The organism is Lapidilactobacillus wuchangensis (assembly GCF_003946645.1).
GTDB classification, from domain to species: Bacteria; Bacillota; Bacilli; order Lactobacillales; family Lactobacillaceae; genus Lapidilactobacillus; species Lapidilactobacillus wuchangensis.
In genome coordinates this window covers 106,723-132,752 of the sequence record NZ_RHOU01000005.1, presented here as the reverse complement: position 1 = coordinate 132,752, position 26,030 = coordinate 106,723, and the positions used below count along the sequence as shown (strand labels likewise).

Sequence of the window (26,030 nt, the reverse complement as noted above, 5' to 3'; positions counted from 1 at the left end):
TCTAGATTAAAAAAATAACTAATCATTCAAAATATATTAATTCGACTGACCTGGATCAGGCTTATTTCAACGACACGACCATCATTTGCCCAACCGTGATTCAAAAGTGCGCCGCCGTTCTTGATTACCAGCGATTATTGGTGAACGTGTATTCTTCAAAAATCCGCGTCGTCAGCTTGGTAATTCCGAAAACAAAAAAGGTAGGTAAATTCGTTGCAGAATTTACCTACTTGCTGATTATTTTAAGCAACCGCAATTAGTGCTGGATCTGACCGCTACTTTCAGTGCATTAAGCTGTGGTCGGAATCACGATTTCTGCTTTAAAGAAATCACTTTCTGTGGAAATCCGAAACTCACCGTGCAGCTCGGCAACGCGTTTCGCAACTTGCTGTAAATCTAAGCCATAGCGCTGTAATGAACTCACGTCATATTTACCGATTTTCTGGCGACGAACGAAACTATTGGTAATGGTATAAATCGTGCCATACTCATTTTGAATGTAATTAATCCCCATAAACGGATATTTGGCCCGGACGGATTGTTTCACTGCGTTACTCAATAAAATAATCAGAATCGCCATAATATCAACTGAAGCCACGTCTTGATAACTAGAACCACTAGTATCTTGATTGAGGACCACTTCAACCTGCCGATTCTGAGCGTCACGGACGAAATAATCCATGACGGTTTGAATACCCGAGATTTTATCAGGCTTATCCAACTTGACCAAGACCGCATTAACTTTTAACAACCGCTGTTCAACTGCTTGAACCAACTCAGCTTTCGTGATTTTCTCTTGATCAATATTCAAGAAAAAACTATTTTCCGAGTGGATCAGGTCAAACATTAACTGATATTGATTCGCCAATTGCGTGTTCTGAATTTTAATATGGCTTAATTGTGCTTCAATCACTTGATTCTTCTCACTTTCAGCAATTGACTTGTCGATTTCGCTAACCAAGTAATAACTCACAAATGTATTCAACAGGACGATTACCACCACCAAGTACAACAACCAGCGCCGTTGATAATAGTGCCCGCCGAAAACACTGGCCAAAATAACTAAGTTGGAAATCGGCAAGAATAGTAACCCATATAGATTACGACTCTGATAGTGACCTAATTGCCGCCGGAAAATCAGCTTACCGATGACTACCAGCACTGCCAAAATCAAAACGTTAATAACCTTCACATAAATATCCAGCTGGACATCACGAAATTCGGCTTTATTTTGATACAACATGAACCGAATCAAAATTTCTAAAGTTGCCTCAACACTGAAGAAAAGCACAGTCGATAAGCCCTTCAGGAAAACTTTCCCCTGAAAGAGCATGAGAAATAGTGACCAGCCAACAAAAATCACCAAATCATTTAAATAAATTGGTAATTGAAGCATCGTCGTCGCAAAGGTCAAGCCTAAATTGAAGAGAAAAATAAGCACCACCAAGGATTGCCGCAGTGCTGCTTTTTTGCGAAAAAACAAAGTTAAGTAGGTCATGAAGACAACATTTAAGAGCGCCGCCGTCATTAATAACAACGTAATTTTCAACAGACCAACTGGCATTAGTTTTGACCTCGAAAGACAATAAACTTCTTCAACAATTCAGACCGTTTAGTGGCCGCCAAAGGCAATCGTTCCCCTGAATCCAGTTCAATCTCATCATGATCAATCTTTTGAATAAAGCTCAGATTAACAATTGTGTTGCGGTAGGACTGATAAAACGCCAGGTCATTGAGCACATTCTTGAAATGATCCAGTCGTCCCCGAGCCAAAATTTCTTGATCGGTGGTGATAAACTGCAATAAACGTTTATCAGAGTCCAGCAACTTAATCGCTTTTAATCGTTGTAATTTAATGACCTGGACGCTGTTATCAGGAACGGCTTTAACAGTTAATTCTTCTTCATTGTTAGCCGTCAACTCGGCAGTTAAGGCCAACATCACCTTTTCCAATTCGGTGTAATCAATTGGTTTACGCAAAAAATACTCCGGATGAACCACGAAGGTATCAAACACATATTCTGGAAAAGCCGACACAAAGACGATTTTAGTATTCTGCTGATATTGCCGGAGTTCCTTGGCTAACTCAATTCCATTGCTGGCTCCTAATTGAATGTCCATAAAATAAACGGCCACATCTTCAGGCGCAGTTCGTAGATTTAAATGCTGATAGTCGTGAATAACCTCAGTTTTTAACTCAACATCGTGACTAAAGGCATACTTTAATAATTGTGTTTTTAAATTTTGATAATCATTTTTGTTATCTTCAATAATTCGAATCAGTAGCATCACTAACCCCCAACATCTCACAAACTTTTTTTCTATCATAACATAGGTAAACCATAAGATAAATTGACATTTATGAATTAGCAAAAAATCAAATAATACTTATTTTGCATTTTATAAACAGCGTAACCGCTTTATTTAATAACTATTTCCCCAATAATTAAATTTTTGTCACGCTGTTATTTGGCTAAATGTCATCTTAATGATAACCAGCTTTACGACGGATTTACCCACAAAGTCGTTAATGATGATTGTCTGGTCGTGAAAAATGTCGTTAGTATTGATTACTGCTGGTAAATAAATATTTAGTTGTTATTCAATTCCACTGTTTTAACAGGTAAAATAAAAATGATTACATAAAAACTATTGAAAGAATTGTTGACATCCCATGAATAAACTCAAAAAAATCTATCATGTATTAATCTCACTACTAGCGGTTATTTCGATTGTTCTGGTCATCCTTGACTACAGCTCAACGATCAATCTCGATCAACCGCCCTACGCTTATTTTGACTTGACAATCCTCATCATCTTTACCGTAGACTATTTTGTACGTTTAGCATTGGCAAAGGACAAACTTCAATTCTTCAAGACAAATATTTTTGATTTATTAGCAATTATTCCTTTTAATACTTTATTCTCGTTTTTCCGAATCAGTCGTTTGTTTCGGGTCGCACGCCTAATGAAAGCAACTCGATTGGCTAAGGTGCTTCGTTTTACGCGTCTAGTTGGGTTACTAGGAAAATTAAAGAATCATGCCAGTAAGTTTTTAAAAACGAATGGCTTTATTTATTTGATTTATCTATCTATGATTGTTTTAGTTATTGCTGCAGTAATGTACTCATTAGCTGAGAAAGTTTCCTTGGCTGATGCTTTCTGGTGGGCAATTGCCACTGCGACAACAGTCGGCTATGGCGATATTTCGCCGTACACGATTATTGGTCGTATCGCCGCAATTATGTTAATGTTCGTTGGCATTGGCTTTATCGGCATGTTAACCAGCTCAATCACCAGTTATTTCACCGAACAAACACCAGATGATACTCAAGATCAAATGACAGAAATTCTTCACGAATTAACTGACCTCAAGCAACAAAATAATGAACTTAGTCAAAAAATTGACCAACTCACACGACAGAGAACTAATGTTGCAAAACATCATTGAAAAGCTATCGTCTCATCGATAACTTGGCACTTTATTCAGAAAACTCAGACTGACTGCCTTACTACTTAATTGATTAACGTCATGTTGTTCATTACCTACGCTTATTGTTGTTGTAATTTTGTCATTAATCGCATAAGCTATCTTTAGATCGATAACTGGCCAACGCTGTTTGACCGATTTTTGATTTCATCCGCTTTAGTTTAGATAGAAGTATTTTTATTCGACACAAACTCTGTAAACACGAAAGGACACCTAAACATGAATGAAAAGGAAAAAAGTTTTGCTGGTAAATGGTATGATCCTAATGGCGATTCTGAACTAATTGCTGAACGGGACCAAGCAATGGCGCTTTGTCACCAACTTAATTTATTACCAATGAATAGTCCCGAACGTCCTAAATTACTAGCCAAATTGTTTCCTAAAAAAGCTGCCAATGTGATCATCATGGAACCAGTTTGGGCAGATTACGGTATTTATTCAACCATAGGTGAAGATTCGTTTATCAACAGAAATGCCTATTTAATGGACGGTGGCAAAATTACCATTGGGAAGCATTGTTTGATTGGCCCCAATTGTAGCATGTATACCGCCAATCATGCTTTTGATCCAATTGAACGGCGTACCGGCTTGGAAGTTGCTTTACCAATCGTGATTGAAGATGATGTTTGGATTGGCGGCGACGTCACCATCACCCCTGGCGTCACAATTGGTCAAGGCAGTATTATCGGAGCCAAGAGTTTAGTTAATAAAGACATCCCTGCAAACGTGATTGCTGCCGGAAACCCTTGTCGCGTTATTCGAGAGATTACTGATAAAGATAAGATTTCGCGAGAATAATTTGGGATATGAAACCATCAAAGTAAGGACAACAATTTAGAGACAACAAAAAAGAACACTGACTAATCAGTGTTCTTTTTATTTAAGACAATTACCACAATATATATACCGGTGATCGGGGTCGAACCGATACGCCCTCAACGGGCACTGGATTTTGAGTCCAGCGCGTCTGCCTATTCCGCCACACCGGCAAAAAAGTAATTCTTTATTGTGGCTGTTGCCAAAAGGCGGTAACCGGATTTGAACCGGTGGTGAAGGTTTTGCAGACCTCTGCCTTACCACTTGGCTATACCGCCACAATATCAAAAACTAAACAGCTAATATCCAAAATAATTGGAATTGGGTTAGCTGGATTCGAACCAGCGCATAATGGAGTCAAAGTCCATTGCCTTACCGCTTGGCTATAACCCAATAAAAAAGGGCGGTATGTGGGGATCGAACCCACGTATGCCGGTGCCACAAACCGGTGTGTTAACCGCTTCACCAATACCGCCATATCGGTAAAACAGGGATAGTAGGAATTGAACCCACACTGATGGTTTTGGAGACCATAGTTCTACCTTTAAACTATATCCCTATTTATGGAGGAGAGTGGATTCGAACCACCGAACCCGAAGGAGCGGATTTACAGTCCGCCGCGTTTAGCCACTTCGCTACTCCTCCAATGGCGCGGGACGGAATCGAACCGCCGACACATGGAGCTTCAATCCATTGCTCTACCAACTGAGCTACCGAGCCATTTAAGCTAACGGTTCCAACGAGACTCGAACTCGTGATCTCCTGCGTGACAGGCAGGCGTCCTAACCAACTAGACCATGGAACCAATTGCGGGAACAAGATTTGAACTTGTGACCTTCGGGTTATGAGCCCGACGAGCTACCAGACTGCTCCATCCCGCGATAATATTAAAATGAAACTAAAGGAGGATGTGGGATTCGAACCCACGCGCGGTTTGACCCGCCTGACGGTTTTCAAGACCGTTCCCTTCAGCCGGACTTGGGTAATCCTCCATGCTGAAAATGATAAAAATATAAAATTTATATCAATGACCCCTACGGGATTTGAACCCATGTTACCGCCGTGAAAGGGCGGTGTCTTAACCACTTGACCAAGGGGCCATACTATTGCAACGTCGCTTCAGAACTAAGTAATAACATCAGACGACTTAAACAATGATAATGGAAAACGAACAATTTGTCAACGCTATTTTTAATCTTTTTAAAAGTTAAAATCAATTATTTATTAACTTACTATTACTAAATAATTGTCTGATGGCAAACCTTCATTAACCTAATTGCTTTAACACAACGTCATCTATCATACCAAAAACTAACGCTGACGGCAATAATAAATTTCAAAAAATATTGTTTTTAGGCCACAACCACTTTCATACCAGTAATTGCGGACTTATATAACCATTGGGCATCCGCTACGGATAAGCGAATGCAGCCATGGGAATTGGCAACTTTACCTAGCTGTTCGGCCTCAGAAACAATGTAGTTCCCTTCGTGATCGATGGGAACACTATGAAACAAATAAATACCATGGTCTTTCCAAGACACCCAATAACGAGCACCCTCTCCAGATTGCTGGTTAAAAAATTGCTCGCCACGTTCACTTTGAATAGCAAAGTTTCCGGCCGGCGTAGCCCGATCACCACCAGAACCAGTTGAACAGCGCATAGTATACAGAACTGTCTGATCCCGCATCAAATAAGTTCGCTGGTTCTTTAACGACACTTTGATCCAATCAGTTGGCTGCAGTGTGGGATAAGGCTTAGTCTCTGAGGGGCCTTGCCAATCAACGGGCATGGTCTTTTTACTAGTCTGAGCTGATGACGACTTGGTAAAGTTCTTTGGGGACTTACTACTGACGTCAGCCGTTGATGCTTTTTTACTTGTTGCAGCAGCTTTTTCTTGTTTGGCACGTTGACTTTGCGTTTTGGCTAAAACTAAATTTTGTGGTGCTTGAGGTTTTAACCCGCGATACACAACAAAGCCCAGCAATAAGCAACCAAACAAAATAGTCAATAATACATAATTCCGAGTTGGTTTCTCCATAAAATGATTTCTCCCAAAAATTAAATCCACCTGCTGATTAAATCAATAGTAAACTTAATAACGAGCCAGTAATCAGCAATAAATATTTTTGCCATTTATGATGCATCAGTTGCAAATAGTAGATGACCAAATAGCTACCCAATAGCCATAATCCAGCAGCAAATAGGCCTTGGCGAAACCAAATGATCCCTAAAATGGCCAGAAAAAGTGTTAATAACAAAGCGAGAACCGTTTTGGCATAGCGGCGACAATTAAGTCGATAGACGCTGATGGCGATCATTAAGCCAAGTGCTATTCCCACAAATTTTGCCATTAAGCTCACCTACTGTCAGATTATTCTTAATACCGCACGATTCAACATGCAATTGCGAACTCACAAGTTCAGTGTACCGCAAGAGTCCCAGTGCTGAATAGCCCTGTCAGCGCCTTTTCTTACTTGTTATCAGAATGAAATCTAGTCGTTATCTGATTGTGATATTACTCGTTTGTGGCGATTGAAAAACTGCCAATTAACTTAAATTACCGTACAGTGAACAAAAACAACGTCAGCGATAATTTAGTTTCAGCAATTTTACTAATCTACTTAATCATTGCCAGCCAATAAAGAATACCCAATGTTAGTGGAATTAAAAAATCTGGCACCACAATGACCACATTACCCGGATTGAAATTCTTAGCGCGAATCATTTCCGAAATATGTAGTAGCCCCGCACCAATCAAAAACACTGCCATCGGAATCAGCGTCGCCAACCAGAAGCCGCCGCGAAGCCAATAACTTAAAATACCACAAATGCCAATACCTAACGAAACCAAGCCCAATTCAATTTGAAAGCCATTTGATTGCCAGCCAATTGATTTGGCAACTTTACGGCGTAAAAGAACATGGCCGATAAAATTAAACAAGCCAAAGAAGCCAATGTTGCCCACTAACTGAATTAAGAACAGATTGTAGTACCACGATTGGCCATTACCTTGGTTAAAATACGCATAGATAAACGATAATATTCCGAAAAATAAGTAGCTAATGATATAAATCAATTTACCACACCTCCCAAGCCGGTATTTTACACTAACTTACTTCACGGCCATACCGCTATTTAAGGCAAACTGCGACCTTTTTCCTAAAAAATAATTCGATAAAAAGCCACATTTAGGAAATGTAAATGTAAAACGTTCGCTACTATTTTCACCCATTAATTTTGACAAAGCGCCACTTGTTCTGAATAATAAAAAAACGCCAAGTCCTGTTTTACCAGCACTTGGCGTTAATATTTAAGGGCTAGCCGACGCTACCTTCCATCTCGTAACTAATCAAGCGATTTAGCTCGACAGCATACTCCATTGGTAATTGTTTGGTGAAAGGTTCGACAAAACCCATGATGATCATTTCCGTGGCTTTCTCTTCTGAAATACCACGACTCATTAAATAATAAAGTTGCTCTTCAGAAATTTTCGACACTTTAGCTTCGTGTTCCATGGCCACGTTACCATTGAGAATTTCATTATAAGGCACTGTGTCAGAACTGGACTTCTCATCCATTAAGATCGTATCACATTCAACGTGGGCGAAAGAATTATCGCTTTTACGGCCAAAACGTACCGTGCCACGATAATTTACTGCACCACCGTCTTTAGAAATCGACTTCGAAACGATTGAGCTTGAGGTGTTGGGTGCATCGTGGATCATCCGCGCACCATTATCCTGAATCACACCTTCGCCGGCAACGGCAATCGAAAGCATCGTGCCCCGTGCACCACGGCCATCCAAATAAACGCTGGGATATTTCATGGTGATTTTTGAGCCTAAGTTACCATCAACCCACTCCATCGTCGCATCATCTAAGGCCTGTGCTCGTTTTGTTTCCAAACTATAGACATTTTTCGACCAATTTTGAATGGTGGTGTAACGACAATAGCCTCGTGGTTTAACAAAAACTTCGACCACGGCGGCATGGAGGCTGTCAGACGAATAATTAGGGGCCGTACAGCCTTCAACGTAGTTCACGCTAGCATCTTCATCCACCACGATCAAAGTCCGCTCAAACTGGCCAGAATTCTCCGCATTGATCCGGAAGTAAGCCTGAATAGGAATATCGGTTTTAACCCCCTTCGGCACATAAATAAAAGTACCACCTGACCAAACCGCCGTATTTAAAGCGGCAAATTTGTTGTCATTCATATGAACCAAGGTGCCAAAATAATCCTTGACCATCTCGGGATATTCCTTCAAAACTGAGTCCATATCCATAAAGACAATGCCCAGCTTCTCGAACTCCTGGCGCATATTATGGTAGACCACTTCCGATTCGTACTGTGCTGAAGAACCAGCCAAGTACTTTCGTTCTGCCTCGGGCACACCTAACCGTTCAAAGGTGTCTTTGATTTTATCAGGCACTTGATCCCAATCACGGTATTGCCGATCAGTGGCCTTTTGATAATAAAGCATGTTATCCAAATCAAGTCCGGATAAATCAGGGCCAAAATTAGGCATCGGCATTTTTAAATAGGTTTTATAAGCTCGTAAGCGAATTTGCAACATCCAATCTGGTTCGTGCTTAGCGGCAGAAATTTCGCGCACCGTCGCTTCGGTTAAACCACGGCCAGTACTGTAGACAGGTTGAACATTGTCGCTAAAGCCATAATCGTAATCAACGAAGGCTGGCACACTGGCCAACATATCTTCGTTATTCTTGGTATTTTTAGTTTCCGGCATGTTGTTCCTCCTGTGTAATTGCTTGTTCAAGCGCCTTCCAAGCCAATGTGGCACATTTGATCCGAGCGGGAAATTTAACGACGGCTGCCAAAACCGCCGCATCCCCTAAAATATCACTTGGTTCATCCGGATTATTCATCAGCATTTCTAGAAAAACGGCAATCTCTTGTTTAGCCTGACTAATGGTCTGCCCATTGACCAAATCGCACATCATACTAGCCGACGCCTGAGAAATCGAACAGCCATCACCGCTAAAAGCAATCTCCTTAATTTGCTGATCCTTAAAAACAACTTGCAGGTCAATCACATCACCACAAGTGGGATTATTGAGATTAACACTTTGATCAGCTTGGGGCAACTGCCCATGATGATGAGGATGTTGGGCGTGGTCAATAATTAATTGTCGATATAAATCATTTAATTGCGAAATTTTCATGCTTGGAAGAACTCCTTAGCCAATTTAACGGCCGTTATTAATCGTTGGACATCTTGATCATTATTATAAAAAGCAAAACTAGCCCGAGCCGTAGCACTTACTTGCAAGGCAGCCATCAAAGGTTGGGCACAATGATGGCCAGCACGGACAGCTACCCCTTGGCTATCAAGCACAGTCGCCAAATCATGAGGATGGACACCAGTTAAATTAAAGGACAACACCGGCGCATGTGGTTTTGACAATGGTGGGCCATACAAAGTTATCCCGGGAATGGCTTGTAATTGTGAACCGGCCAACTGCACTAAATGCTGTTCTTGTGCTTCAATTTGCGACCAACCTAAGCTGGTTAAATAGTCCAGTGCTGCCCCTAAACCAATCACTTGGGCAATTGGCATCGTGCCAGCTTCGAATTTTGCCGGTGCCGCCTTAAAATCAGTGCTTTGGCGAGTAACCCGATTGATCATTTCGCCACCATATTCCACTGGTGGCATTTGTTGTAATAAGGCTGCTTTACCATATAAAACGCCAATACCAGTGGGGCCATAAACTTTATGCCCCGAAAAAGCGTAGAAATCGCAATCAAGTGCCTGCACATCAACTGGCATATGCCCCGCCGCCTGTGCACCATCAACGACCACATAAGCCCCAACTTGGTGTGCCCAAGCCGTAATCTGCTTAATTGGATTAATCGTGCCTAAAACATTAGAAACTTGCGTCAACGCCACGATTTTCGTCCGTTGATTCAGGTTGGCCTGCAATTGGGCTAAATCCAATTCCGCTTGATCATTTAATTCAACATAGCGCAAATGCGCACCCAGTTTTTTAGCGACGATCTGCCACGGCACTAAATTACTATGATGTTCCATAATCGTAATCAGGATTTCATCGCCTGGTTGAATCACAGTTGGCGCGAAGCTTTGCGCGACCCAATTTAAACTGGTGGTCGTCCCCCGGGTAAAAATAATCTCATCTGCCTGAGCGTGAAGAAAATCCGCCACTTGCTGGCGAACTTGTTCATACTTGGCCGTCGTTGCCTGAGCTAAAGCGTAGACACCACGTTGAACATTAACATTTTCAGTTTGATAATAATCAACCAGTCGCTCAATCACCGCTTGCGGTTTCTGAGTGGTGGCCGCATTATCCAAATAAGTGAGCGACTCTTGATTCATTTGTGTTTTTAATAAGGGGAAATCATTGCGCGCGGTCGCGATGTCTTTGACCATCGATAAGCTTCCTTTCAATTGTATCCGTCAGAATTTGTCGCGCATCAGCAGCAGGAATCTCACTTAAAACTGATCCTAAAAAGCCGCGAATAACGAGACGCTCAGCCAAATCCTTCGACAAGCCCCGACTCATTAAATAATACATTTGTTCTTGATTAACACGTCCCACTGACGCAGCATGGCCAGCACGAACATCATTTTCATCAATCAGTAAAATCGGATTAGCATCGCCACGAGCGGTTCTTGACAACATCAGCACCCGATTTTCTTGTTGGGAGTCGCTGCCACGAGCACCTTTGACAATGTGGCCCACCCCATTAAAAATCAAGGTCGCGTCACTTAAAATGACCCCATGTTGTAAGATATTAGCTTTCGTATGTTGCCCATAATTCGTGATTCGGGTGGTAATACCTTGGTTTTGACTGCCAGTAGAAATTGCCACCGCTTTAACTTCACTTTGGCTCCCCTGACCATTTAAATCAGTATTAAAATCAGCTAGGATGTCGCCTTCATTCATAATGCCTAACGCCCAATCTAAGCGGGCGTTATCAGCAAGCTGGGCATAGCGCGCCAAATAGGTGGTTAAAGCCAGTTGATCAATCGCCGCAAAACGAACTTTGGCGCCCGCAAGCAGCACCAATTCTTCAACAATACTAGCACTAGGCTGCTGATCACCTAAAGTTTGCCGCGTTTCTAAAATTGAAAACTCACTGTCAGCGCCAGCAATTAACAAAACATGCTGACTATTTAGTTGTTGATCCAAACCGTTCTCACTAAAATCCAAAGTTAATGGTGTGGTCAACTTCGCCTTGGCGGGAACTCGAATCACCACCCCACTATTGACGGTGGCATAATGAGTTGCCGCCAGCTGTTGACTAGCTGCTGGTAAAACTCGGCCATAATACTGTTCCATCAAATCTGGCCACTGTTGCCAAGCCGCAACTAAATCAAGGGCCTCAACACCAGCGGCTTGAGCCTCAGCTGACAAGTTAATTTGAACCGGTCGACCTGCGACTTGGGAAATTTGGGCACTGGATTCCACTGGCTCTGCCGTCGTTGAATCGACTGCAAGCTGACCGTTCAAAGTTGCCCAAGGGCGATAATTAATTTTAGCAAAGTCAGGTTTTGGCGCCGTCAGCGTAGCTTGCCAAGCAGCCTGGCGAAATTGCCAAGCAAGGGCTGGTTCATTTAATTGTTGACTGTATTGTTGGAGGTCACTTAATTCGCAAAAAGCCTTTTTTCTACTCATCTTGACCTCCTAATTTTCGTCAGTTAACTTAATATCTAATCCTAATTCATCACGTAAGCCGGCATAACCTTCAGCTTCAAGTTTCTGAGCCAATTGGGCATCCCCGGACTTCACGATTCGGCCGCCCATCATCACGTGGACCACATCTGGTTCAATATAATCAAGCAGCCGTTGATAATGGGTAATGATCAAGGAGCCGAAATTATCGCCACGCATGGAATTTACCCCTTTAGCAACCACCTTCATGGCATCAATATCCAAGCCGGAATCAATTTCATCAAGAATCGCAAATGATGGCTTGATCATTAATAATTGCAGAATTTCATTACGCTTTTTTTCGCCACCAGAGAAACCCTGGTTAAGATAACGTTCCGCCATGGCTTCGTTCATGTCCAATAACGCTAAATTCTGATCCAATTGCTTAATAAATTCTCGCACAGAAATCGGATTATCATCAGGCCGCCGTGAATTAATCGCTGCCCGCATAAATTCAGCATTGGTAACACCCATAATCTCAGCAGGGTACTGCATCGCTAGAAATAATCCGGCCCGGGCCCGGGCATCAACCGGTTGATCTAACAAACTTTCACCATTAAGTAAAATGTCGCCAGAAGTTACTTTGTAGCGCGGATTGCCCATAATTGTTTCTGAAAGAGTTGATTTACCAGTACCGTTGGGGCCCATGATGGCATGAATCTCCCCAGTTTTCATGGTTAAGTTCACACCCTTAAGAATTTCTTTGTGACCACTTTCATCGTCAATCCGCACATGTAAGTCTTTAATCGTTAAAGTTGCCATCATAGTCTCCCTATTTTTTTAAAGTTACAACCCAATTTTTTTGTTGATCACTGTCACTTAAAAGCTCTGGTTGATCTTTTAATTCTTGATGAACTGAGACAATCTCACCAGTAATTGGCGTTGGCAAATCTTGAACCATCTTTTCAGCTTCAACTTCAATTAAAGTTTCGCCAGCAGTGACTTGTTGGTTAACTTTTGGTAAATCGACAAAGCGGATTTCACCAAGCAAATCACGTCCAGCTTCATTTAAACCTAACTGAATTGAGCCGTCTGCTAATTCATTCGTCCAGAAATAATTCTCTGTAGCCATAATAAAACCTCCATATTTAGGAATCTTCAAATTTATTTTAGTGTTTTTGATAGTTGAATTATAACACATCCACTAACGGTGTTATATTTTTTACTTATTAAAAGTACGAAAAAAAGGTTGGTTCCAAAAACGAGTTGAAAAGTTACCTAGTTAGAAAACGGCAGGGGTCCAGCGATTTTGTGGGCGTGGAACATGGCCGACATTGGTTTGAGCTTATTGCTTCGCAACAATCTCAAACACAAGTCTTATTCTAAGTGGCCTTGCCACTAAGAATAATTTGGCCATTGACGCCAATCGCTGGGCCCCTGCCTGATTCAATAGTTCGACTCAACACCACTTTTAGAAATACGTGTTTAATTGGCAAGTCTACGACATTTAAAATCAACACAAGCGCCAAGATGGTCAATCAGTCGTTTCGCTTGTGCCGTTCAAATGTAACCACTGTTTAACTTAACTGAGTCATCTCATTTTATTAGCCTTAAGCGCTAACAAGTAAAATAAGCCACCTCGACCTCAAACAAAACGGCGGGATTTTTTCGTCAACCGCGTTCTGCAACTAAAAAGCTCACAATGGCGCCAGTCACTATTCTGTTTAATTATTTTTACTAGCATTTGTTAGCTGACTAAGCCAAATTAAAAAACTGTACTGATTTAAAAAATCAGCACAGTTTCTACATCTAACAACTCTTTTTGAAAAAGTTCACTTAAGCTCAACTAAATTTGCGAATTTTGAAAATCTTGATCTTCGCGATTCGTGAACATATAGCTCTTATAATGATAACGCATTGACATTACCAGGCCGATCCCAATCATATTGCCCAGTAAGGCCGAACCACCTTGGGAAATAAAGGGTAATGGAATCCCCGTTAGTGGTAGTAAGCCAATACTCATCCCAATGTTTTCAAAAACATGGAAGAGAATCATCATAATCACACCAGTGGAGACATAAGCATAAAATTCGTTCTTCGTATCAAAAGTCACTTTGATCATTTGATAAATCAGCAAGAAATAAAGTAAAACTAAAGCACAACTGCCTAGAAAGCCAAAATTCTCGCCGATCACGGAAAAGATCATATCTGATTCACGAACGGGCACGTAAACTTTAATCTGATTAAAGCCGCGACCAGTCATTTGTCCAGAACCAATCGCCTTCATGCTCTGCCACAACTGCATCCCACTATTACTTGTATCTTGCGAGGGATTTAACCAGTTTAAAACTCGCTGAAATTGATAAGTTTTGAAACCAAAATGGCCGAGAATCTGCTGACCCCAATCTTGGGTGACCAAGTAAATAGTCCCACCGCCGACAAGCACGACTGCCAAGAAAGCCGGGACAATAATCTTCCACGAAACCCCAGAAACCAGCACCATGCCCGCAAAAATGGCAAAGAAGACCAACATCGTCCCAAAGTCATTTTGTAACTTCAATAGTACGGCAACTGGCGCTGTCCAGATTAACATTCGCCCTAAAAGGATAAAGTCACTTTTAACACTATGAACTGGATATTTAACATTGTGCTGGGTAACCACCCGACCTAGCATAATAATAAAGGCCGGTTTCATTACCTCCGACGGTTGAAAAGTAAAGGAATGAAAGCTAAACCAGCTTTTAGCACCAGTCATAATAAATTGTTGTTTATCATAAAGCACTAGGACCGCCATTAGCAGGAAAATACCTGCGCCATACGCATATGGCGCAATTTTCCACAATTGTTCCACATCAAATTGCATGATCACCACAACAGCAATTGCCCCAATGGTATACCAGGCAATCTGCATGATGACTGCTCGCACTGGACTAGAAGTGGCGCTACTGTCATGGCTGGTCGCCACGTAGACAGCCACAATACTGAACAATGCCAGCATTAAGACTGAAAATAAAATCCCATAATCAATGCGATTGGATCCTTTTTCTTCTGAATGTTGCTCTACCGGCATAACTAACCACCTTTATTGTTTCTAACGTGACTTAATGTTGATGGAGATTATATTGCAACAGTAAGTCTTGAGTTGCTTCTTCTAGGCTATGTTGCCGTCCCGCTTGGGTCTCCAGACCAAAATAGCTCAAATAACGCTTGCCATCTTTAACAATCCGACCGATTAACCGGCCTTGAGTCGTTTCTAATTGCCAGTGAGTCTCGTCTTGATCAACAAGTTTAACTTCAACTGGTTGTGTTTGTTTTGCCATAAACTACTCCTTTTTATTTACCTTATCAGGATGAAACTTAGCCGCAATGATTTCATCTTCGAATAATTCGGGATGAGGATGGCGGCGCAAAGTAAACCAATCTGGAACTGGATCAAAGCCACCACGGACAAAGGGATTACACCGTAAAATCCGCGCAATCCCCATGAGTGTTCCTAAAAAAGCACCATGCTTTTCAATAGCGCCCAACATGTAGCTTGAACAGGTTGGATAATACCGACAATGAGGCCGCGACAATGGCGAAATATAACGCTGATAGGCGTGAATCAGCCCAATTAATACTCGTCGCATCTAAATCACCTCATTATAAAATCAACGCAAGAAATCAAGAACATGCTGCCAAGTTTGCGGCGAAAAGACAGCGAAAGGACTGCCCTTACCAGACATCCCGTAACCAATCAAGGCGCCAATCACAAAAGCCAGCACAATTGCTAATAAAATCCAAGCTAAAAATTTTAAAACCGAGTACACATGACTCTGATCAACTTTAAATTTCAACAACCATCACTCCGCTTTAATACTGTTGGTGATGTGCAATATTTTCCAGCAACATCCCTGTTCCTAAAGCCACTGAGTCCAAAGGATTTTCGGCCAAAACGACGGGAACTTTTAATTGGTCAGAGAATAAGCGGTCGACTCCTTGTAATAAGGCGCCACCACCGGTCAGCATAATGCCACGATCAATAATATCAGCTGATAACTCTGGTGGGGTTTGTTCCAAAACTTCTTTGGCCGCCGCCACAATATTCATCAAACTTTCATGTAAAGCTTGTTCAACTTCACTGGCATTAATCGTAATTTCTTTTGGTAAGCCATCAACTAAATCACGACCACGAACTTCAATTTCCTTGTCTTGGTCTGGTTCATAAGCTGTGCCGATTTCTTTCTTAATCGTTTCGGCAGTCCGTTCACCAATCAATAAGTTATGCTTCTGTTTAACATAGTTGACAATCGAAGCATCCATCTTATCACCGGCCAAACGTAACGAACGACTAGTGACCACTTCACCCATTGATAAAACAGCGATGTCACTAGTACCACCACCAATATCAATGACCATATTACCTTGAGGTTTGAAAATATCCATCCCAGCACCAACAGCGGCTACTTTTGGTTCTAATTCAAGATAAACTTTGTGCCCACCAGCTGCTTGAGCTGCCTGAACAATTGCTTTTTGTTCAACTGAAGTAATATTTGTTGGACAGCAAATCAAAATATTTAATTTAGACATAAATGATTTCGCATTTAATTTATTAATAAAATGAGTTAACATCGCTTCGGTAATATCAAAATCAGCGATGACTCCATCCTTCAAAGGACGAATTGCCCTAATGTTGCCGGGGGTCCGACCAACCATTCGATAGGCGTCTTCACCAACGGCAACTACTTTGCCACTGGTCGTATCGATTGCAACAACTGATGGTTCATTAAGAACGATACCTTTCCCTCGTACGTTAATTAACACATTAGCCGTTCCTAAATCGATTCCGATATCTTTTGCCATGCCTGTTACTCCTCTCGCTATTCACTGAAAAATTATAGCACACTTCAATTAAACCGCCAATGCGCCTTTAGATTAGCTTAATAATAAGTAGTTGTTCAGCCTGATGATCAGCCGGCGTAGGCTAATTTCAATTAATTGCTTGAGCTGGTGCAACCAGATCGAGTGATTAATTAAATTAGCCATAGCGGGCTATCAGGCTGAACACGATTTCACTTAGTTGTGAGGGGCGATGGTCTTTCACTGCCCTAACACAACAAAATGAGGTGTACCTGACTAGACCACTAGCCGATACAACTCATTATTTGCTTAATATGCCGTTAAAACTGGTCGTTCAGCGCCATCTTCAAAGACCTCACTGCGCCGAATATCAGCACCAAGTTGACTTAACTTTTGATGTAACAAATAATAGCCACGATCTAAATACTGTAAATGAGTCACCCGCGTTTCGCCGTCAGCAACTAGTCCGGCTAAGACTAATGCTGCCGCTGCACGCAAATCAGTGGCATCAACTTGGGCACCTTTTAATTGCGCCGGCCCATGCAGAAAAAGCGTGTTGCCTTCAATTTCAAAATCCGCATTCATTCGCCGTAGTTCATTCATATGCATGAAGCGATTCTCAAAGACCGTTTCATTCATGACACTCACACCAGCAGCCTGTAATTGGGCAATCGTCATTTGCGGTTGTAAATCAGTTGGAAAGCCAGGATGCGGCATTGTTTTCACATTAACTGCTTGCAATTGTGCTGGTCCTTTAACTAAAACACCGGCATCATTTTCCACAATCGTCGTCCCCATTTCCACTAACTTAGAAATCAAGGGCCGATTATGAGCAGCAATCGCGTCTTTAATTAAAACTTCACCATGAGTAATGGCGGCGGCAATCATAAAGGTCCCAGCTTCAATTCGATCTTGAACCACTTGATGATTAACGCCATGCAAATGCTGAACGCCAACGATCTTAATCGTCTCGGTACCGGCACCAGAAATATTAGCACCCATTTTATCCAGCATAATTGCTAAATCAACAATTTCTGGTTCCCGAGCGGCATTTTCAATAAAAGTCGTGCCCTCAGCCAAAACAGCGGCCAACATAATATTTTCAGTTGCACCAACACTAGGAAAATCCAAATAAATGTCAGCGCCGATCAACTTCGTCGCTTCGGCTTCAATATAGCCACTATTCTGCGTAATTTTAGCACCTAATTGTCGCAAGCCCTTGAGGTGCAAGTCAATTGGTCGTGAACCAATCGCACAGCCACCAGGCATGGCCACTTTAGCATGACCTAATCGGGCCAACAAAGGGCCTAAGACCACAATTGAGGCGCGCATTTTGGAAACTAATTCAAAGGGGGCTTCAACGGCTAAGTGCTTGCTAGCATCAATCCGCAACTGCTGCCGCTGCTGATCGAAGTCCACCTCAGCATTCAAAGCTGCTAAGACTGATTTCATCGTAAAAACGTCCGCCAAAATCGGCACCGCGTCAATTTCCGTGGTGCCAGTCTCTGCTAGTAATGCTGCAGCCATAATTGGCAAAATGGCATTTTTAGCACCATCGATTTTAACCGTACCTTGAAGTTGATGACCACCTTGGATGATGATTTCTTCCATTCTAATCCCTCACTAATAACCGAAGATAACGTTCTGAATGTTCATAATGATCGAAATTAAGAAAGAGCTAACTGTGTAACCAATACAAATGGCTAATAATAATTTGAGAATCCGTGCTTTAGCTTCTTGATGATCGTGTAAAAAAATATCAAATCGAACCACGGACAAGGCTTGATAGCTTAAATAAATAAATGCTAACGAGCTGAGAATTGAAAATAATGCTTGTAAATTAACCGAATTCATCACTGATCCTCCCAATTTGATTTACTACTTAGTCTATCATACTTTACATAAAAACTCGGATAATTATTTGCGATTACTTGGTAATTATTACCAAACTGAAGCAAGTTATTCGCGAAAGTGATGTTTTAATGACGGTACAATTAACTGATCGGCCCAGCCAATGATCCAACCTTGGGTGAAAATCGCTAAAATCGTGCCAATTCCTACAGCCACCAAATGTCCAGTTGCCAAATAACAAATCAGCATTACTAAAAATGGCGGCACATAACTAATCAATTGGCCCAAACCAGCCGAATCGTGAAGATATTTAAAACGCAACAAGTAAGCTAATTCATCATTAGGATGTTGGACAATATTACAACGTTGATAAATCGAAATCCCCACAGCAATTCCGATTAATCCAGTCACATCGCAAAGTAACCGTAAAGGAAAATTAAGCTGGCCAATATTCAGCGGTTGTAATAGATAGACAAAAAGATCGACTAAATAACTAAACGGTAGCGCAAATATCAAATTTGAAATAAAAATACGACCATCAAAATGCTTTAACAAGAATTGATTGGTAATTGACACCAAAATAGCATAAACAAATAGTGTGGTGCCGTTGGAGATTTTTAACAGTTGAGCTAAGTTGACCGCGGAGGCCGTCCAAACCGCACTACCTAAATTACTGTGGATCATTAAGGCATTAGCAGCTGCATCTAAGGCAATCGCAAAAATTAAATAACCAAGTCGACGATTGAAATCTTTACTTTTCAAAGTATTGTACTCCTATTGATCTGCTGAAATCATTTTTTGTGAAACTATTCGTTGTTCACTATCTTACGCCAATTAACTGAGAAAAACTATTCCATTGATTGTCAATACTTTATTTTTAAGAAACGCTCAAAATTTGAACTCAATCTAGTCGGTGTCGCTCCCTAGTTAGAATTGGCAGAGGCTCAGCGATTTTGTGGGCGTGGAACGCTGTGGCCATCTATTTGAACCAATTACAAACCAAATTGTTTCAAATGCGAGGCTTATTCTAAGCAATAAATTACTAAAAATAATTTCACAGCTGACGCCAATCGCTAGGCTCCTGCCTGATAAAACAGTTTAATTCAGCACCACTGTTAGGAAACCTAATTGGCATAAATTAATAGTTTGATTGAGAAAACAGAATAAGACTCAAAGTGTTAAGCAGCAATTTTGATCTTAGTATTTGTGTGTAATCACTGTCTAAATTGGTTGATACAACCAACTATATTGGCGTTAAGCACTAACAATAGTGAAGGAGATAAAGTCAAATCCAGACGAAATGGAGAGCATTGTCGTCAGCCGCCAAATTATTGTTAGAGTGTGATGAGCAGCGGTTTTTCGGCGTAGAGTAACTGCAAATAATTGATTGAGCTGGTGCAACCAGATCGAGCAATTATTTCAGTCAATCATAGCCGTTTGCAGTTCTGAACGCGTTTTGTGCTTTAACACTTACAATAAGACCTGTATTGGAGACTTCCGTCAGAACAACTTCAATCAGCGTCGGCCGCGTTCCACAACCAACAAGTCCGAAATGGAGTCAAACTGAATTCTGTTTTATCGTCCTCCTCTCAATAATTTTATCCACAAAAAAAGATCATCGCAAAATGCGATGATCCCTTTTATTCAAATTAATGATGACGCTTAGAAACGTTAATTCGATTAATAGCCCGATTTAAAGCAACTTGCGCGCGGTTAACTTCGTCAATATCATGTTGTGCTTCAGCAGCTTTGATCTCTTGTTGAGCCCGTTCCCGAGCATGTTCAGCCCGAGAAACATCGATATCCCGAGCACGCTCGGCACTATCGGCCACAATTGAGGCAACATTATCGTTCACTTCGAGAAAACCACCATTTACGGCAATTGCATCTTGATGATCAGGGTTATCTGTCCGTTTAACACGAACTTCACCAATCGCAAGTGGTGCGATGATCGGCTCATGGTTAGCCATGATACCTAAATCACCATCAACGGCACAAGCTACAAGTAGCGTGGCGTGATGATCATAGACCACACCGTCGGGAGTCACAATGTTAACGGTGAACATCTTTACAGATTCCGCCATTGCTTATGCCTCCTTAATTGTCTTGATGTTTGTAACCCATTTTAGCTGCTTTAGCAACGGCATCGTCGATTTTACCAACACTACGGAAAGCATCTTCAGGTAAATCATCATATTTACCATCCAAAATAGCTTTGAACCCAGCAATGGTGTCTTTAACAGGCACATATGAACCAGGTTGACCAGTGAAGGCTTCGGCAACGAAGAAGTTCTGTGACAAGAAGAACTGAATCTTCCGGGCACGAGCAACTAAAACTTTTTCATCATCGGATAATTCATCCATCCCTAAGATGGAGATGATATCTTGTAATTCACGATATCGCTGTAAAACATGCTGAACACGAGTTGCTACAGCGTAATGTTCTTCACCGACAATTTGTGGATCCAAACCACTAGAAGAAGATTCCAGTGGATCAACAGCAGGATAGATACCTTGTTCAACTAACTTACGTTCCAAGTTAGTTGTGGCGTCCAAATGGGCAAACGCTGTTGCAGGTGCAGGGTCAGTATAGTCATCGGCAGGCACATAAATGGCTTGAATTGAAGTAACAGAACCCTTCTTAGTTGAAGTGATCCGTTCCTGCAATTGCCCCATTTCTGTGGCCAATGTTGGCTGATAACCTACGGCTGAAGGCATCCGACCCAAAAGGGCAGAAACTTCAGAACCGGCCTGTGTGAATCGGAAAATATTATCGATGAATAGCAGAACATCTTGACCTTCAACATCACGGAAGTATTCCGCAATGGTTAACCCAGTCAAGGCAACCCGCATACGGGCACCAGGCGGCTCGTTCATCTGACCAAACACCATGGCGGTTTTCTCCAGAACACCGGAGCCCTTCATTTCGAAATAAAGGTCGTTACCCTCACGAGTACGTTCACCGACACCAGTGAAGACCGAAATACCACCATGCTCTTCGGCAATATTATGAATTAATTCCTGAATCAAAACGGTTTTACCAACACCGGCACCACCGAACAACCCAACTTTACCACCACGAATATATGGGGCAAGCAAGTCGATAACTTTGATCCCTGTTTCCAAGATTTCCGAACTAGTACTTAATTCTTCGAACTTAGGAGCAGCTTTATGGATACCTTCACGATGGAAGTCAGGACCAAATTTTGGACCTGAATCGATTGTTTCGCCTAAAACGTTAAAGACACGACCTAAAGTTTCTTTACCGACTGGCACCGAAATCGGTGCGCCGGAATCAGCAACTTCCATGCCACGTTGGAGGCCATCTGTCGACTCCATTGCGATGGTACGCATTACGCCATCACCAAGTTCAAGCGCAACTTCAAGGACAACTGTTGAGTCGTCGTTTTTAGTTGCTTTCAATGCAGAGTTAATGTCTGGTAACCCTTCGTCGAGGGGAAACTCAACGTCAACAACTGGTCCAATAACTTGAACAATATGACCAACACTCATGCGTTATAATTCCTCCCATCTCTCTAAATTTTATTCAAGAGCCGCAGCTCCACCAACAATTTCTGTAATTTCCGTTGTGATCTGTGCTTGTCTTGCCCGGTTCAGCTGTGTGGAAAGGTCACGGATCAAGTCATTGGCATTGTCCGTAGCACTCTTCATTGCAGTCATTGACGATGCATGTTCGGCCGTTTTCGCGTCCATAATAGCACCGAAAATCAAACTTTCAGCATACTGAGGCAAAATGGCATTTAAAGCCACATCAACTGACGGATCAGCTAAATATTCAGTTGCCGCCGTATTGTGGACCTTATCAGTATCAAGATCAGTAATTGGTAACATTTTTTCAGCTCGAAAAGCTGATGATAGTGAATTGACATGATGGTTATAACAAACGTATAACTCATCAAAGACCCCATCATCAAACATGGTAACCATCGTCTTAACAATTCCCCGAACTTCGTTAAAAGTTGGTGAATCACTAACACCACGGTACTCATAAGCTAATTGAACACCCCGGGACTTAAAGAACTCAGCGCCCATACCACCAACAACCATGACGGCATATTCACTAGGATCTTTATGATCGGACAAAATATCCATTACTGAGCGGAGTACATTACTGTTATAACCGCCAACTAGACCACGATCACTGGTAATCACCAAGTAACCAGTCTTCTTAACTGGGCGTTCAACTAAGAGGTTGTTTAACGATAAAACATCCTCTTCGGTGGTCCCAGTTTTGCTTTTCGCATGTTGGCGCATGAGAGCAAGCTCCAAAACTTTATTAGCAGCAAGATGGGTGACGATTTCGCGAATTTTCTTGGCATAAACTTGGTAATTAGTAGACTTATCTTCCAACCGAACTAGTTTAGAACCAGAAACCATTTGCATGGCACTGGTGATTTGACCAGTTTTCTTGGTGGAAGCAATTCGCCGTTTAATATCAATTAATGATTCAGCCAATGATCTCACCACTCCTTTGCTAACTTATATGGCAACTAGTATCAAACTAACTATTTAGCAGCACTAGCGCTGAAGCCTTCACTAAATGATTTAAGAGCTGCTTGCATATCATCATCTGCTGGTAAATTACCAGTCTCACGAATCTGCTTCAACAAATCAGCATGATTACTATCAAAGTTAGCGAACAACTCGTCTTGGAAACGTTGGATATCGTCGACTGGGACACTATCCAAGAAACCATGAGTTAAGGCGTATAGAATAATAACTTGTTTTTCAACCGGTAGTGGCTGATGCAAAGGCTGTTTCAATACTTCGACAGTCCGTCGACCACGATTTAATTTAGCTTGAGTAGCTTCATCCAAATCAGAACCAAACTGAGCGAATGATTCCAATTCACGATAAGAAGCCAAGTCAACCCGCAAGGTCCCGGCAACTTTCTTCATTGCTTTGATCTGTGCTGCACCACCGACCCGAGAGACGGAAGCACCGGCATCAATGGCTGGACGAGTTCCTGAATAGAATAAATCACTTTCCAAGAAAATCTGACCATCGGTAATTGAAATAACGTTAGTTGGGATATAAGCAGAAATATCTCCGGCTTGAGTTTCAATGATTGGCAAAGCACTCATTGAACCACCACCCAAGGCGTCACTCAACTTTGCAGACCGTTCCAACAAACGTGAATGCAAGTAGAAAATATCACCAGGATAAGCTTCACGACCAGGCGGACGACGAAGCAGCAATGATATTTCACGATAAGCGGAAGCTTGTTTACTTAAATCATCAAAGATGATCAACACATGCTTGCCACGATACATAAAGTCTTCACCCATTGCTGAACCAGCATATGGGGCAATATACAATAGTGGTGCTGGTTCACTAGGACCGGCTTCCACAACGATTGTATAGTCTAACGCACCAAATTTACGTAACGTTTCAACCTGAGCACGAACAGTTGATTCCTTCTGACCAATAGCGACGTAAACACAAATCATGTTTTGGCCCTTTTGGTTCAAAATGGTATCAATGGCAATCGAAGTCTTACCAGTCTTCCGGTCACCAATGATCAACTCACGCTGACCACGACCAATTGGTACTAAGGCATCAATAGCCTTCAAACCAGTTTGTAATGGTTCATCAACAGATTGACGTTGCATAACACCAGGCGCAGGTGATTCGATTGGACGTGTCTTAGTTGTCTTAATTGGACCGGCACCGTCAACCGGTTGGCCCAAAGGATTAACGACACGACCAATTAATTCGTCACCAACAGGAACTTCCATGATTCGTCCTGTCCGCTTAACTGTATCGCCTTCGCGAATATCATCAAACTTACCCAAAACAATGATACCAACATCGTTGACTTCCAAGTTTTGAGCGATCCCGTATGAACCATTAGAGAATTGTAACAGCTCACTGGACATCACGTTATCCAAACCATGGGCCCGAGCGATCCCATCACCTACGTAGGTAACAGTCCCAACTTCATCGACCTTTAGCTGGTCTTGATAATTTGCTAATTGTTGTTTAATTAATGCACTAATCTCTTCAGCTTTGATGCTCAACCGATTCACCTCGCTTTACTCTTAAAATACTAACTTAATGGCTGAGCTAATAACGTCCGCATTTGATCTAATCTAGTGCGGATACTGCCATCAATTCGACGATCTTGAACTTGAACAATCACACCACCAATAATCTCAGGATCAACAGTATTGGCGACATTAGCCGTCTTCCCATCAAACCGTTTGATAAAGGCTTGGCCTAATGCTTCTGATTGGGCCGTAGTCATTGGTGTTGCCGTCGTTGCCTTGATCAGAATGCGACCATTAGCAGCGTCGTAACGTTTTTCGAATTCATCGATGATCAACCCTAAGTCTTCCATCCGTCTGTAATCGAAAAGCATTTGTAGAAAATTCTGAATTGTCTGTGAAAACGGCTTTTTCAATGTGTTAACGAGTTGGGCCTGCTCCGCTGCTGTCACACTAGAACTAGCCATGACCGCATCAAAATCAGGATTATCTTGTAACACTTGCCGCAAAACTAATAACTCTTGAAATAGTGGTTCAATCTCGTGCTGCTCATTAGCAAGTTCGAACAATGCCCTGGCGTAACGTTTGCTAACTGTCGTATTATCGAGTTTCATCGGCATTCGTCAACCCCTTTATATAGGCATCGATCAACTCTTTCTGATCATCTGCGTTGAGATCCTTTTTAATGAGCGCTTCGGCGATATTGACCGCAATTTGTCCAACATCTTCGCGAGCACTATTCAGTGCATCAGTCTTAGCTTGTTCCGCTTCGGCTTTCGCTTTCGACTTCAGTTGGGCAGCTTCAGTTTGCGCACCGGTGACAATTTCTTGACGACTCTTCTCACCGTTTTCTTTGGCTGTATTGACAATTTGAATAGCTTCCGTTTTGGAATTCTTTAATTCAGATTGCCGTTGAGCTGCCATTTGTTCAGCTTGGGACCGAGATTTAGCGGCACCATCGAGATCATCGGAAATCTTCTGGGCTCGCTTATCCATCATTTTCGTAACTGGACCCCATGCAAAGTGTTTAACTAACCACATTAACAGAATGAAAGTCACAATTAAGAAAATCGAATCGCCTAAACTGGCATTAGCAGCAATAACTAATCCATTCGCCATGAACAACGCTCCCTTCTATTTAAAATTAACAAGCAAAATTGCCAAGATTAAACAAAGAGAATCAGGAAGGCAACAACGATAGCCAAAATAGGAACGGCTTCAATCAAACCAACACCGATGAACATTGTACTACGCAATTGACCAGATAATTCTGGTTGGCGAGCCATACTTTCAACAGTCTTAGAAATAACTTTCGCATTACCATAAGAAGTAGCTAAGGCAGCTAAACCTGCAGCGATGGCTGCGGCAACATATTTAATCATTTTCG

At 41.9% G+C, this 26,030-nt stretch carries 28 protein-coding genes and 11 tRNA genes; 2 read left to right on the top strand and 37 right to left on the bottom strand.

The window, feature by feature from the left end; translation table 11 throughout:
• Nucleotides 1-289: 289 nt before the first annotated feature.
• Nucleotides 290-1,564, bottom strand: coding sequence for a GHKL domain-containing protein (locus EKM82_RS06160; protein WP_125767427.1), 1,275 nt, complete (start codon nt 1,562-1,564; stop codon nt 290-292).
• Nucleotides 1,564-2,289 (bottom strand): LytR/AlgR family response regulator transcription factor, encoded by a 726-nt coding sequence (locus EKM82_RS06155; RefSeq protein ID WP_164508140.1) that lies wholly within the window; start codon nt 2,287-2,289, stop codon nt 1,564-1,566. The genes EKM82_RS06160 and EKM82_RS06155 overlap by 1 nt, the downstream gene beginning before the upstream one ends.
• 385 nt (nt 2,290-2,674) lie before the next feature.
• Between EKM82_RS06155 and EKM82_RS06150 the strand changes: the two genes are divergently transcribed.
• Both EKM82_RS06150 and EKM82_RS06145 read left to right on the top strand, forming a co-directional pair.
• Complete coding sequence (locus EKM82_RS06150) at nt 2,675-3,451, top strand: ion transporter (RefSeq protein ID WP_125767425.1); 777 nt, start codon at nt 2,675-2,677, stop codon at nt 3,449-3,451.
• Between the two features lie 258 nt (nt 3,452-3,709).
• Nucleotides 3,710-4,288 (top strand): sugar O-acetyltransferase, encoded by a 579-nt coding sequence (locus EKM82_RS06145; protein ID WP_125767424.1) that lies wholly within the window; start codon nt 3,710-3,712, stop codon nt 4,286-4,288.
• 106 nt (nt 4,289-4,394) lie between these two features.
• Here EKM82_RS06145 and EKM82_RS06140 read toward each other — a convergent pair.
• From EKM82_RS06140 to atpE, 35 genes are all read right to left on the bottom strand, one after another.
• Nucleotides 4,395-4,479: transfer RNA gene (locus tag EKM82_RS06140), tRNA-Leu, on the bottom strand.
• A gap of 34 nt (nt 4,480-4,513) precedes the next feature.
• Nucleotides 4,514-4,584 (bottom strand) — tRNA-Cys (locus tag EKM82_RS06135).
• Between the two features lie 43 nt (nt 4,585-4,627).
• Nucleotides 4,628-4,699 (bottom strand) — tRNA-Gln (locus tag EKM82_RS06130).
• A gap of 9 nt (nt 4,700-4,708) precedes the next feature.
• A tRNA-His gene (locus EKM82_RS06125) sits at nt 4,709-4,781 on the bottom strand.
• A 13-nt stretch (nt 4,782-4,794) separates the two neighbouring features.
• Nucleotides 4,795-4,865 (bottom strand) — tRNA-Trp (locus tag EKM82_RS06120).
• 5 nt (nt 4,866-4,870) lie between these two features.
• Nucleotides 4,871-4,951, bottom strand: a tRNA-Tyr gene (locus EKM82_RS06115).
• 2 nt (nt 4,952-4,953) lie between these two features.
• Nucleotides 4,954-5,026, bottom strand: a tRNA-Phe gene (locus EKM82_RS06110).
• Between the two features lie 11 nt (nt 5,027-5,037).
• Nucleotides 5,038-5,111 (bottom strand) — tRNA-Asp (locus EKM82_RS06105).
• Nucleotides 5,112-5,113: 2 nt separating this feature from the next.
• A tRNA-Met gene (locus EKM82_RS06100) sits at nt 5,114-5,187 on the bottom strand.
• A 21-nt stretch (nt 5,188-5,208) separates the two neighbouring features.
• Nucleotides 5,209-5,298, bottom strand: a tRNA-Ser gene (locus EKM82_RS06095).
• Between the two features lie 36 nt (nt 5,299-5,334).
• Nucleotides 5,335-5,406 (bottom strand) — tRNA-Glu (locus tag EKM82_RS06090).
• 252 nt (nt 5,407-5,658) lie between these two features.
• Nucleotides 5,659-6,348 carry a L,D-transpeptidase gene (locus tag EKM82_RS06085; RefSeq protein WP_125767423.1) on the bottom strand — a complete coding sequence of 230 codons (690 nt, stop codon included), beginning with the start codon at nt 6,346-6,348 and terminating at the stop codon, nt 5,659-5,661.
• A gap of 37 nt (nt 6,349-6,385) precedes the next feature.
• Nucleotides 6,386-6,661, bottom strand: coding sequence for a hypothetical protein (locus tag EKM82_RS06080; RefSeq protein WP_125767422.1), 276 nt, complete (start codon nt 6,659-6,661; stop codon nt 6,386-6,388).
• A gap of 266 nt (nt 6,662-6,927) precedes the next feature.
• The gene (locus EKM82_RS06075) at nt 6,928-7,386 is read right to left on the bottom strand and encodes a DUF6790 family protein (RefSeq protein WP_125767421.1); all 459 of its coding nucleotides are present in this window, start codon (nt 7,384-7,386) and stop codon (nt 6,928-6,930) included.
• A gap of 241 nt (nt 7,387-7,627) precedes the next feature.
• Complete coding sequence (sufB, locus tag EKM82_RS06070; protein ID WP_125767420.1) at nt 7,628-9,061, bottom strand: Fe-S cluster assembly protein SufB; 1,434 nt, start codon at nt 9,059-9,061, stop codon at nt 7,628-7,630.
• Nucleotides 9,048-9,497 (bottom strand): Fe-S cluster assembly sulfur transfer protein SufU, encoded by a 450-nt coding sequence (sufU, locus tag EKM82_RS06065; RefSeq protein WP_125767419.1) that lies wholly within the window; start codon nt 9,495-9,497, stop codon nt 9,048-9,050. The genes sufB and sufU overlap by 14 nt, the downstream gene beginning before the upstream one ends.
• Nucleotides 9,494-10,720, bottom strand: a complete 1,227-nt coding sequence (locus tag EKM82_RS06060; protein WP_125767418.1) for an aminotransferase class V-fold PLP-dependent enzyme — start codon at nt 10,718-10,720, stop codon at nt 9,494-9,496. The genes sufU and EKM82_RS06060 overlap by 4 nt, the downstream gene beginning before the upstream one ends.
• Nucleotides 10,689-11,969 (bottom strand): Fe-S cluster assembly protein SufD, encoded by a 1,281-nt coding sequence (sufD, locus tag EKM82_RS06055; protein WP_125767417.1) that lies wholly within the window; start codon nt 11,967-11,969, stop codon nt 10,689-10,691. Before sufD ends, EKM82_RS06060 begins: the two co-directional genes overlap by 32 nt.
• A gap of 9 nt (nt 11,970-11,978) precedes the next feature.
• Nucleotides 11,979-12,767: a Fe-S cluster assembly ATPase SufC gene (sufC, locus tag EKM82_RS06050; RefSeq protein ID WP_125767416.1), complete on the bottom strand. Its 789-nt coding sequence runs from the start codon at nt 12,765-12,767 to the stop codon at nt 11,979-11,981.
• A gap of 10 nt (nt 12,768-12,777) precedes the next feature.
• On the bottom strand, nt 12,778-13,077 hold the full coding sequence (locus EKM82_RS06045) for a glycine cleavage system protein H (protein ID WP_125767415.1): 300 nt from the start codon (nt 13,075-13,077) through the stop codon (nt 12,778-12,780).
• A 714-nt stretch (nt 13,078-13,791) separates the two neighbouring features.
• A complete protein-coding gene (locus EKM82_RS06040) occupies nt 13,792-15,015 on the bottom strand; it encodes an FtsW/RodA/SpoVE family cell cycle protein (protein ID WP_125767414.1) in 1,224 nt (407 codons plus the stop codon).
• Between the two features lie 31 nt (nt 15,016-15,046).
• The gene (locus EKM82_RS06035) at nt 15,047-15,265 is read right to left on the bottom strand and encodes a DUF2969 family protein (protein ID WP_125767413.1); all 219 of its coding nucleotides are present in this window, start codon (nt 15,263-15,265) and stop codon (nt 15,047-15,049) included.
• Nucleotides 15,266-15,268: 3 nt separating this feature from the next.
• Nucleotides 15,269-15,574: a membrane protein insertion efficiency factor YidD gene (gene yidD, locus EKM82_RS06030; RefSeq protein WP_125767412.1), complete on the bottom strand. Its 306-nt coding sequence runs from the start codon at nt 15,572-15,574 to the stop codon at nt 15,269-15,271.
• A gap of 21 nt (nt 15,575-15,595) precedes the next feature.
• Nucleotides 15,596-15,781 (bottom strand): DNA-directed RNA polymerase subunit beta, encoded by a 186-nt coding sequence (locus EKM82_RS06025; protein WP_225419671.1) that lies wholly within the window; start codon nt 15,779-15,781, stop codon nt 15,596-15,598.
• A gap of 16 nt (nt 15,782-15,797) precedes the next feature.
• Complete coding sequence (gene mreB / locus EKM82_RS06020) at nt 15,798-16,787, bottom strand: rod shape-determining protein (RefSeq protein WP_125767410.1); 990 nt, start codon at nt 16,785-16,787, stop codon at nt 15,798-15,800.
• Nucleotides 16,788-17,093: 306 nt separating this feature from the next.
• Nucleotides 17,094-18,395: a UDP-N-acetylglucosamine 1-carboxyvinyltransferase gene (gene murA / locus EKM82_RS06015; RefSeq protein WP_125767409.1), complete on the bottom strand. Its 1,302-nt coding sequence runs from the start codon at nt 18,393-18,395 to the stop codon at nt 17,094-17,096.
• A 12-nt stretch (nt 18,396-18,407) separates the two neighbouring features.
• The gene (locus EKM82_RS06010) at nt 18,408-18,638 is read right to left on the bottom strand and encodes a DUF1146 family protein (RefSeq protein WP_125767408.1); all 231 of its coding nucleotides are present in this window, start codon (nt 18,636-18,638) and stop codon (nt 18,408-18,410) included.
• Nucleotides 18,639-18,743: 105 nt separating this feature from the next.
• Nucleotides 18,744-19,397, bottom strand: coding sequence for a YczE/YyaS/YitT family protein (locus EKM82_RS06005; protein ID WP_125767407.1), 654 nt, complete (start codon nt 19,395-19,397; stop codon nt 18,744-18,746).
• Between the two features lie 887 nt (nt 19,398-20,284).
• Nucleotides 20,285-20,719 (bottom strand): F0F1 ATP synthase subunit epsilon, encoded by a 435-nt coding sequence (locus EKM82_RS06000; RefSeq protein WP_125767406.1) that lies wholly within the window; start codon nt 20,717-20,719, stop codon nt 20,285-20,287.
• Nucleotides 20,720-20,732: 13 nt separating this feature from the next.
• Complete coding sequence (atpD, locus tag EKM82_RS05995; RefSeq protein WP_125647306.1) at nt 20,733-22,148, bottom strand: F0F1 ATP synthase subunit beta; 1,416 nt, start codon at nt 22,146-22,148, stop codon at nt 20,733-20,735.
• A 30-nt stretch (nt 22,149-22,178) separates the two neighbouring features.
• Nucleotides 22,179-23,111, bottom strand: a complete 933-nt coding sequence (locus EKM82_RS05990; protein ID WP_125767405.1) for a F0F1 ATP synthase subunit gamma — start codon at nt 23,109-23,111, stop codon at nt 22,179-22,181.
• 50 nt (nt 23,112-23,161) lie between these two features.
• Nucleotides 23,162-24,676, bottom strand: a complete 1,515-nt coding sequence (gene atpA / locus EKM82_RS05985; RefSeq protein ID WP_125767404.1) for a F0F1 ATP synthase subunit alpha — start codon at nt 24,674-24,676, stop codon at nt 23,162-23,164.
• 29 nt (nt 24,677-24,705) lie between these two features.
• Nucleotides 24,706-25,263 carry an ATP synthase F1 subunit delta gene (gene atpH / locus EKM82_RS05980; protein ID WP_125767403.1) on the bottom strand — a complete coding sequence of 186 codons (558 nt, stop codon included), beginning with the start codon at nt 25,261-25,263 and terminating at the stop codon, nt 24,706-24,708.
• Nucleotides 25,244-25,762, bottom strand: a complete 519-nt coding sequence (gene atpF / locus EKM82_RS05975; protein ID WP_164508139.1) for a F0F1 ATP synthase subunit B — start codon at nt 25,760-25,762, stop codon at nt 25,244-25,246. Before atpF ends, atpH begins: the two co-directional genes overlap by 20 nt.
• A 47-nt stretch (nt 25,763-25,809) precedes the next feature.
• Nucleotides 25,810-26,022 (bottom strand): F0F1 ATP synthase subunit C, encoded by a 213-nt coding sequence (gene atpE, locus EKM82_RS05970; RefSeq protein WP_164508141.1) that lies wholly within the window; start codon nt 26,020-26,022, stop codon nt 25,810-25,812.
• Nucleotides 26,023-26,030: the final 8 nt, after the last annotated feature.

Bases quoted from the DNA above. Each gene is read 5' to 3' on its own strand.
- EKM82_RS06160 (WP_125767427.1), bottom strand. From the start codon at position 1,564: ATGCCAGTTGGTCTGTTGAAAATTACGTTGTTATTAATGACGGCGGCG.
- EKM82_RS06155 (WP_164508140.1), bottom strand. From the start codon at position 2,289: ATGCTACTGATTCGAATTATTGAAGATAACAAAAATGATTATCAAAAT.
- EKM82_RS06150 (WP_125767425.1), top strand. From the start codon at position 2,675: ATGAATAAACTCAAAAAAATCTATCATGTATTAATCTCACTACTAGCG.
- EKM82_RS06145 (WP_125767424.1), top strand. From the start codon at position 3,710: ATGAATGAAAAGGAAAAAAGTTTTGCTGGTAAATGGTATGATCCTAAT.
- EKM82_RS06085 (WP_125767423.1), bottom strand. From the start codon at position 6,348: ATGGAGAAACCAACTCGGAATTATGTATTATTGACTATTTTGTTTGGT.
- EKM82_RS06080 (WP_125767422.1), bottom strand. From the start codon at position 6,661: ATGGCAAAATTTGTGGGAATAGCACTTGGCTTAATGATCGCCATCAGC.
- sufB (WP_125767420.1), bottom strand. From the start codon at position 9,061: ATGCCGGAAACTAAAAATACCAAGAATAACGAAGATATGTTGGCCAGT.
- sufU (WP_125767419.1), bottom strand. From the start codon at position 9,497: ATGAAAATTTCGCAATTAAATGATTTATATCGACAATTAATTATTGAC.
- EKM82_RS06060 (WP_125767418.1), bottom strand. From the start codon at position 10,720: ATGGTCAAAGACATCGCGACCGCGCGCAATGATTTCCCCTTATTAAAA.
- sufD (WP_125767417.1), bottom strand. From the start codon at position 11,969: ATGAGTAGAAAAAAGGCTTTTTGCGAATTAAGTGACCTCCAACAATAC.
- sufC (WP_125767416.1), bottom strand. From the start codon at position 12,767: ATGGCAACTTTAACGATTAAAGACTTACATGTGCGGATTGACGATGAA.
- EKM82_RS06045 (WP_125767415.1), bottom strand. From the start codon at position 13,077: ATGGCTACAGAGAATTATTTCTGGACGAATGAATTAGCAGACGGCTCA.
- EKM82_RS06040 (WP_125767414.1), bottom strand. From the start codon at position 15,015: ATGCCGGTAGAGCAACATTCAGAAGAAAAAGGATCCAATCGCATTGAT.
- EKM82_RS06035 (WP_125767413.1), bottom strand. From the start codon at position 15,265: ATGGCAAAACAAACACAACCAGTTGAAGTTAAACTTGTTGATCAAGAC.
- yidD (WP_125767412.1), bottom strand. From the start codon at position 15,574: ATGCGACGAGTATTAATTGGGCTGATTCACGCCTATCAGCGTTATATT.
- mreB (WP_125767410.1), bottom strand. From the start codon at position 16,787: ATGGCAAAAGATATCGGAATCGATTTAGGAACGGCTAATGTGTTAATT.
- murA (WP_125767409.1), bottom strand. From the start codon at position 18,395: ATGGAAGAAATCATCATCCAAGGTGGTCATCAACTTCAAGGTACGGTT.
- EKM82_RS06010 (WP_125767408.1), bottom strand. From the start codon at position 18,638: ATGAATTCGGTTAATTTACAAGCATTATTTTCAATTCTCAGCTCGTTA.
- EKM82_RS06000 (WP_125767406.1), bottom strand. From the start codon at position 20,719: ATGGCGGAATCTGTAAAGATGTTCACCGTTAACATTGTGACTCCCGAC.
- atpD (WP_125647306.1), bottom strand. From the start codon at position 22,148: ATGAGTGTTGGTCATATTGTTCAAGTTATTGGACCAGTTGTTGACGTT.
- atpH (WP_125767403.1), bottom strand. From the start codon at position 25,263: ATGCCGATGAAACTCGATAATACGACAGTTAGCAAACGTTACGCCAGG.
- atpF (WP_164508139.1), bottom strand. From the start codon at position 25,762: ATGGCGAATGGATTAGTTATTGCTGCTAATGCCAGTTTAGGCGATTCG.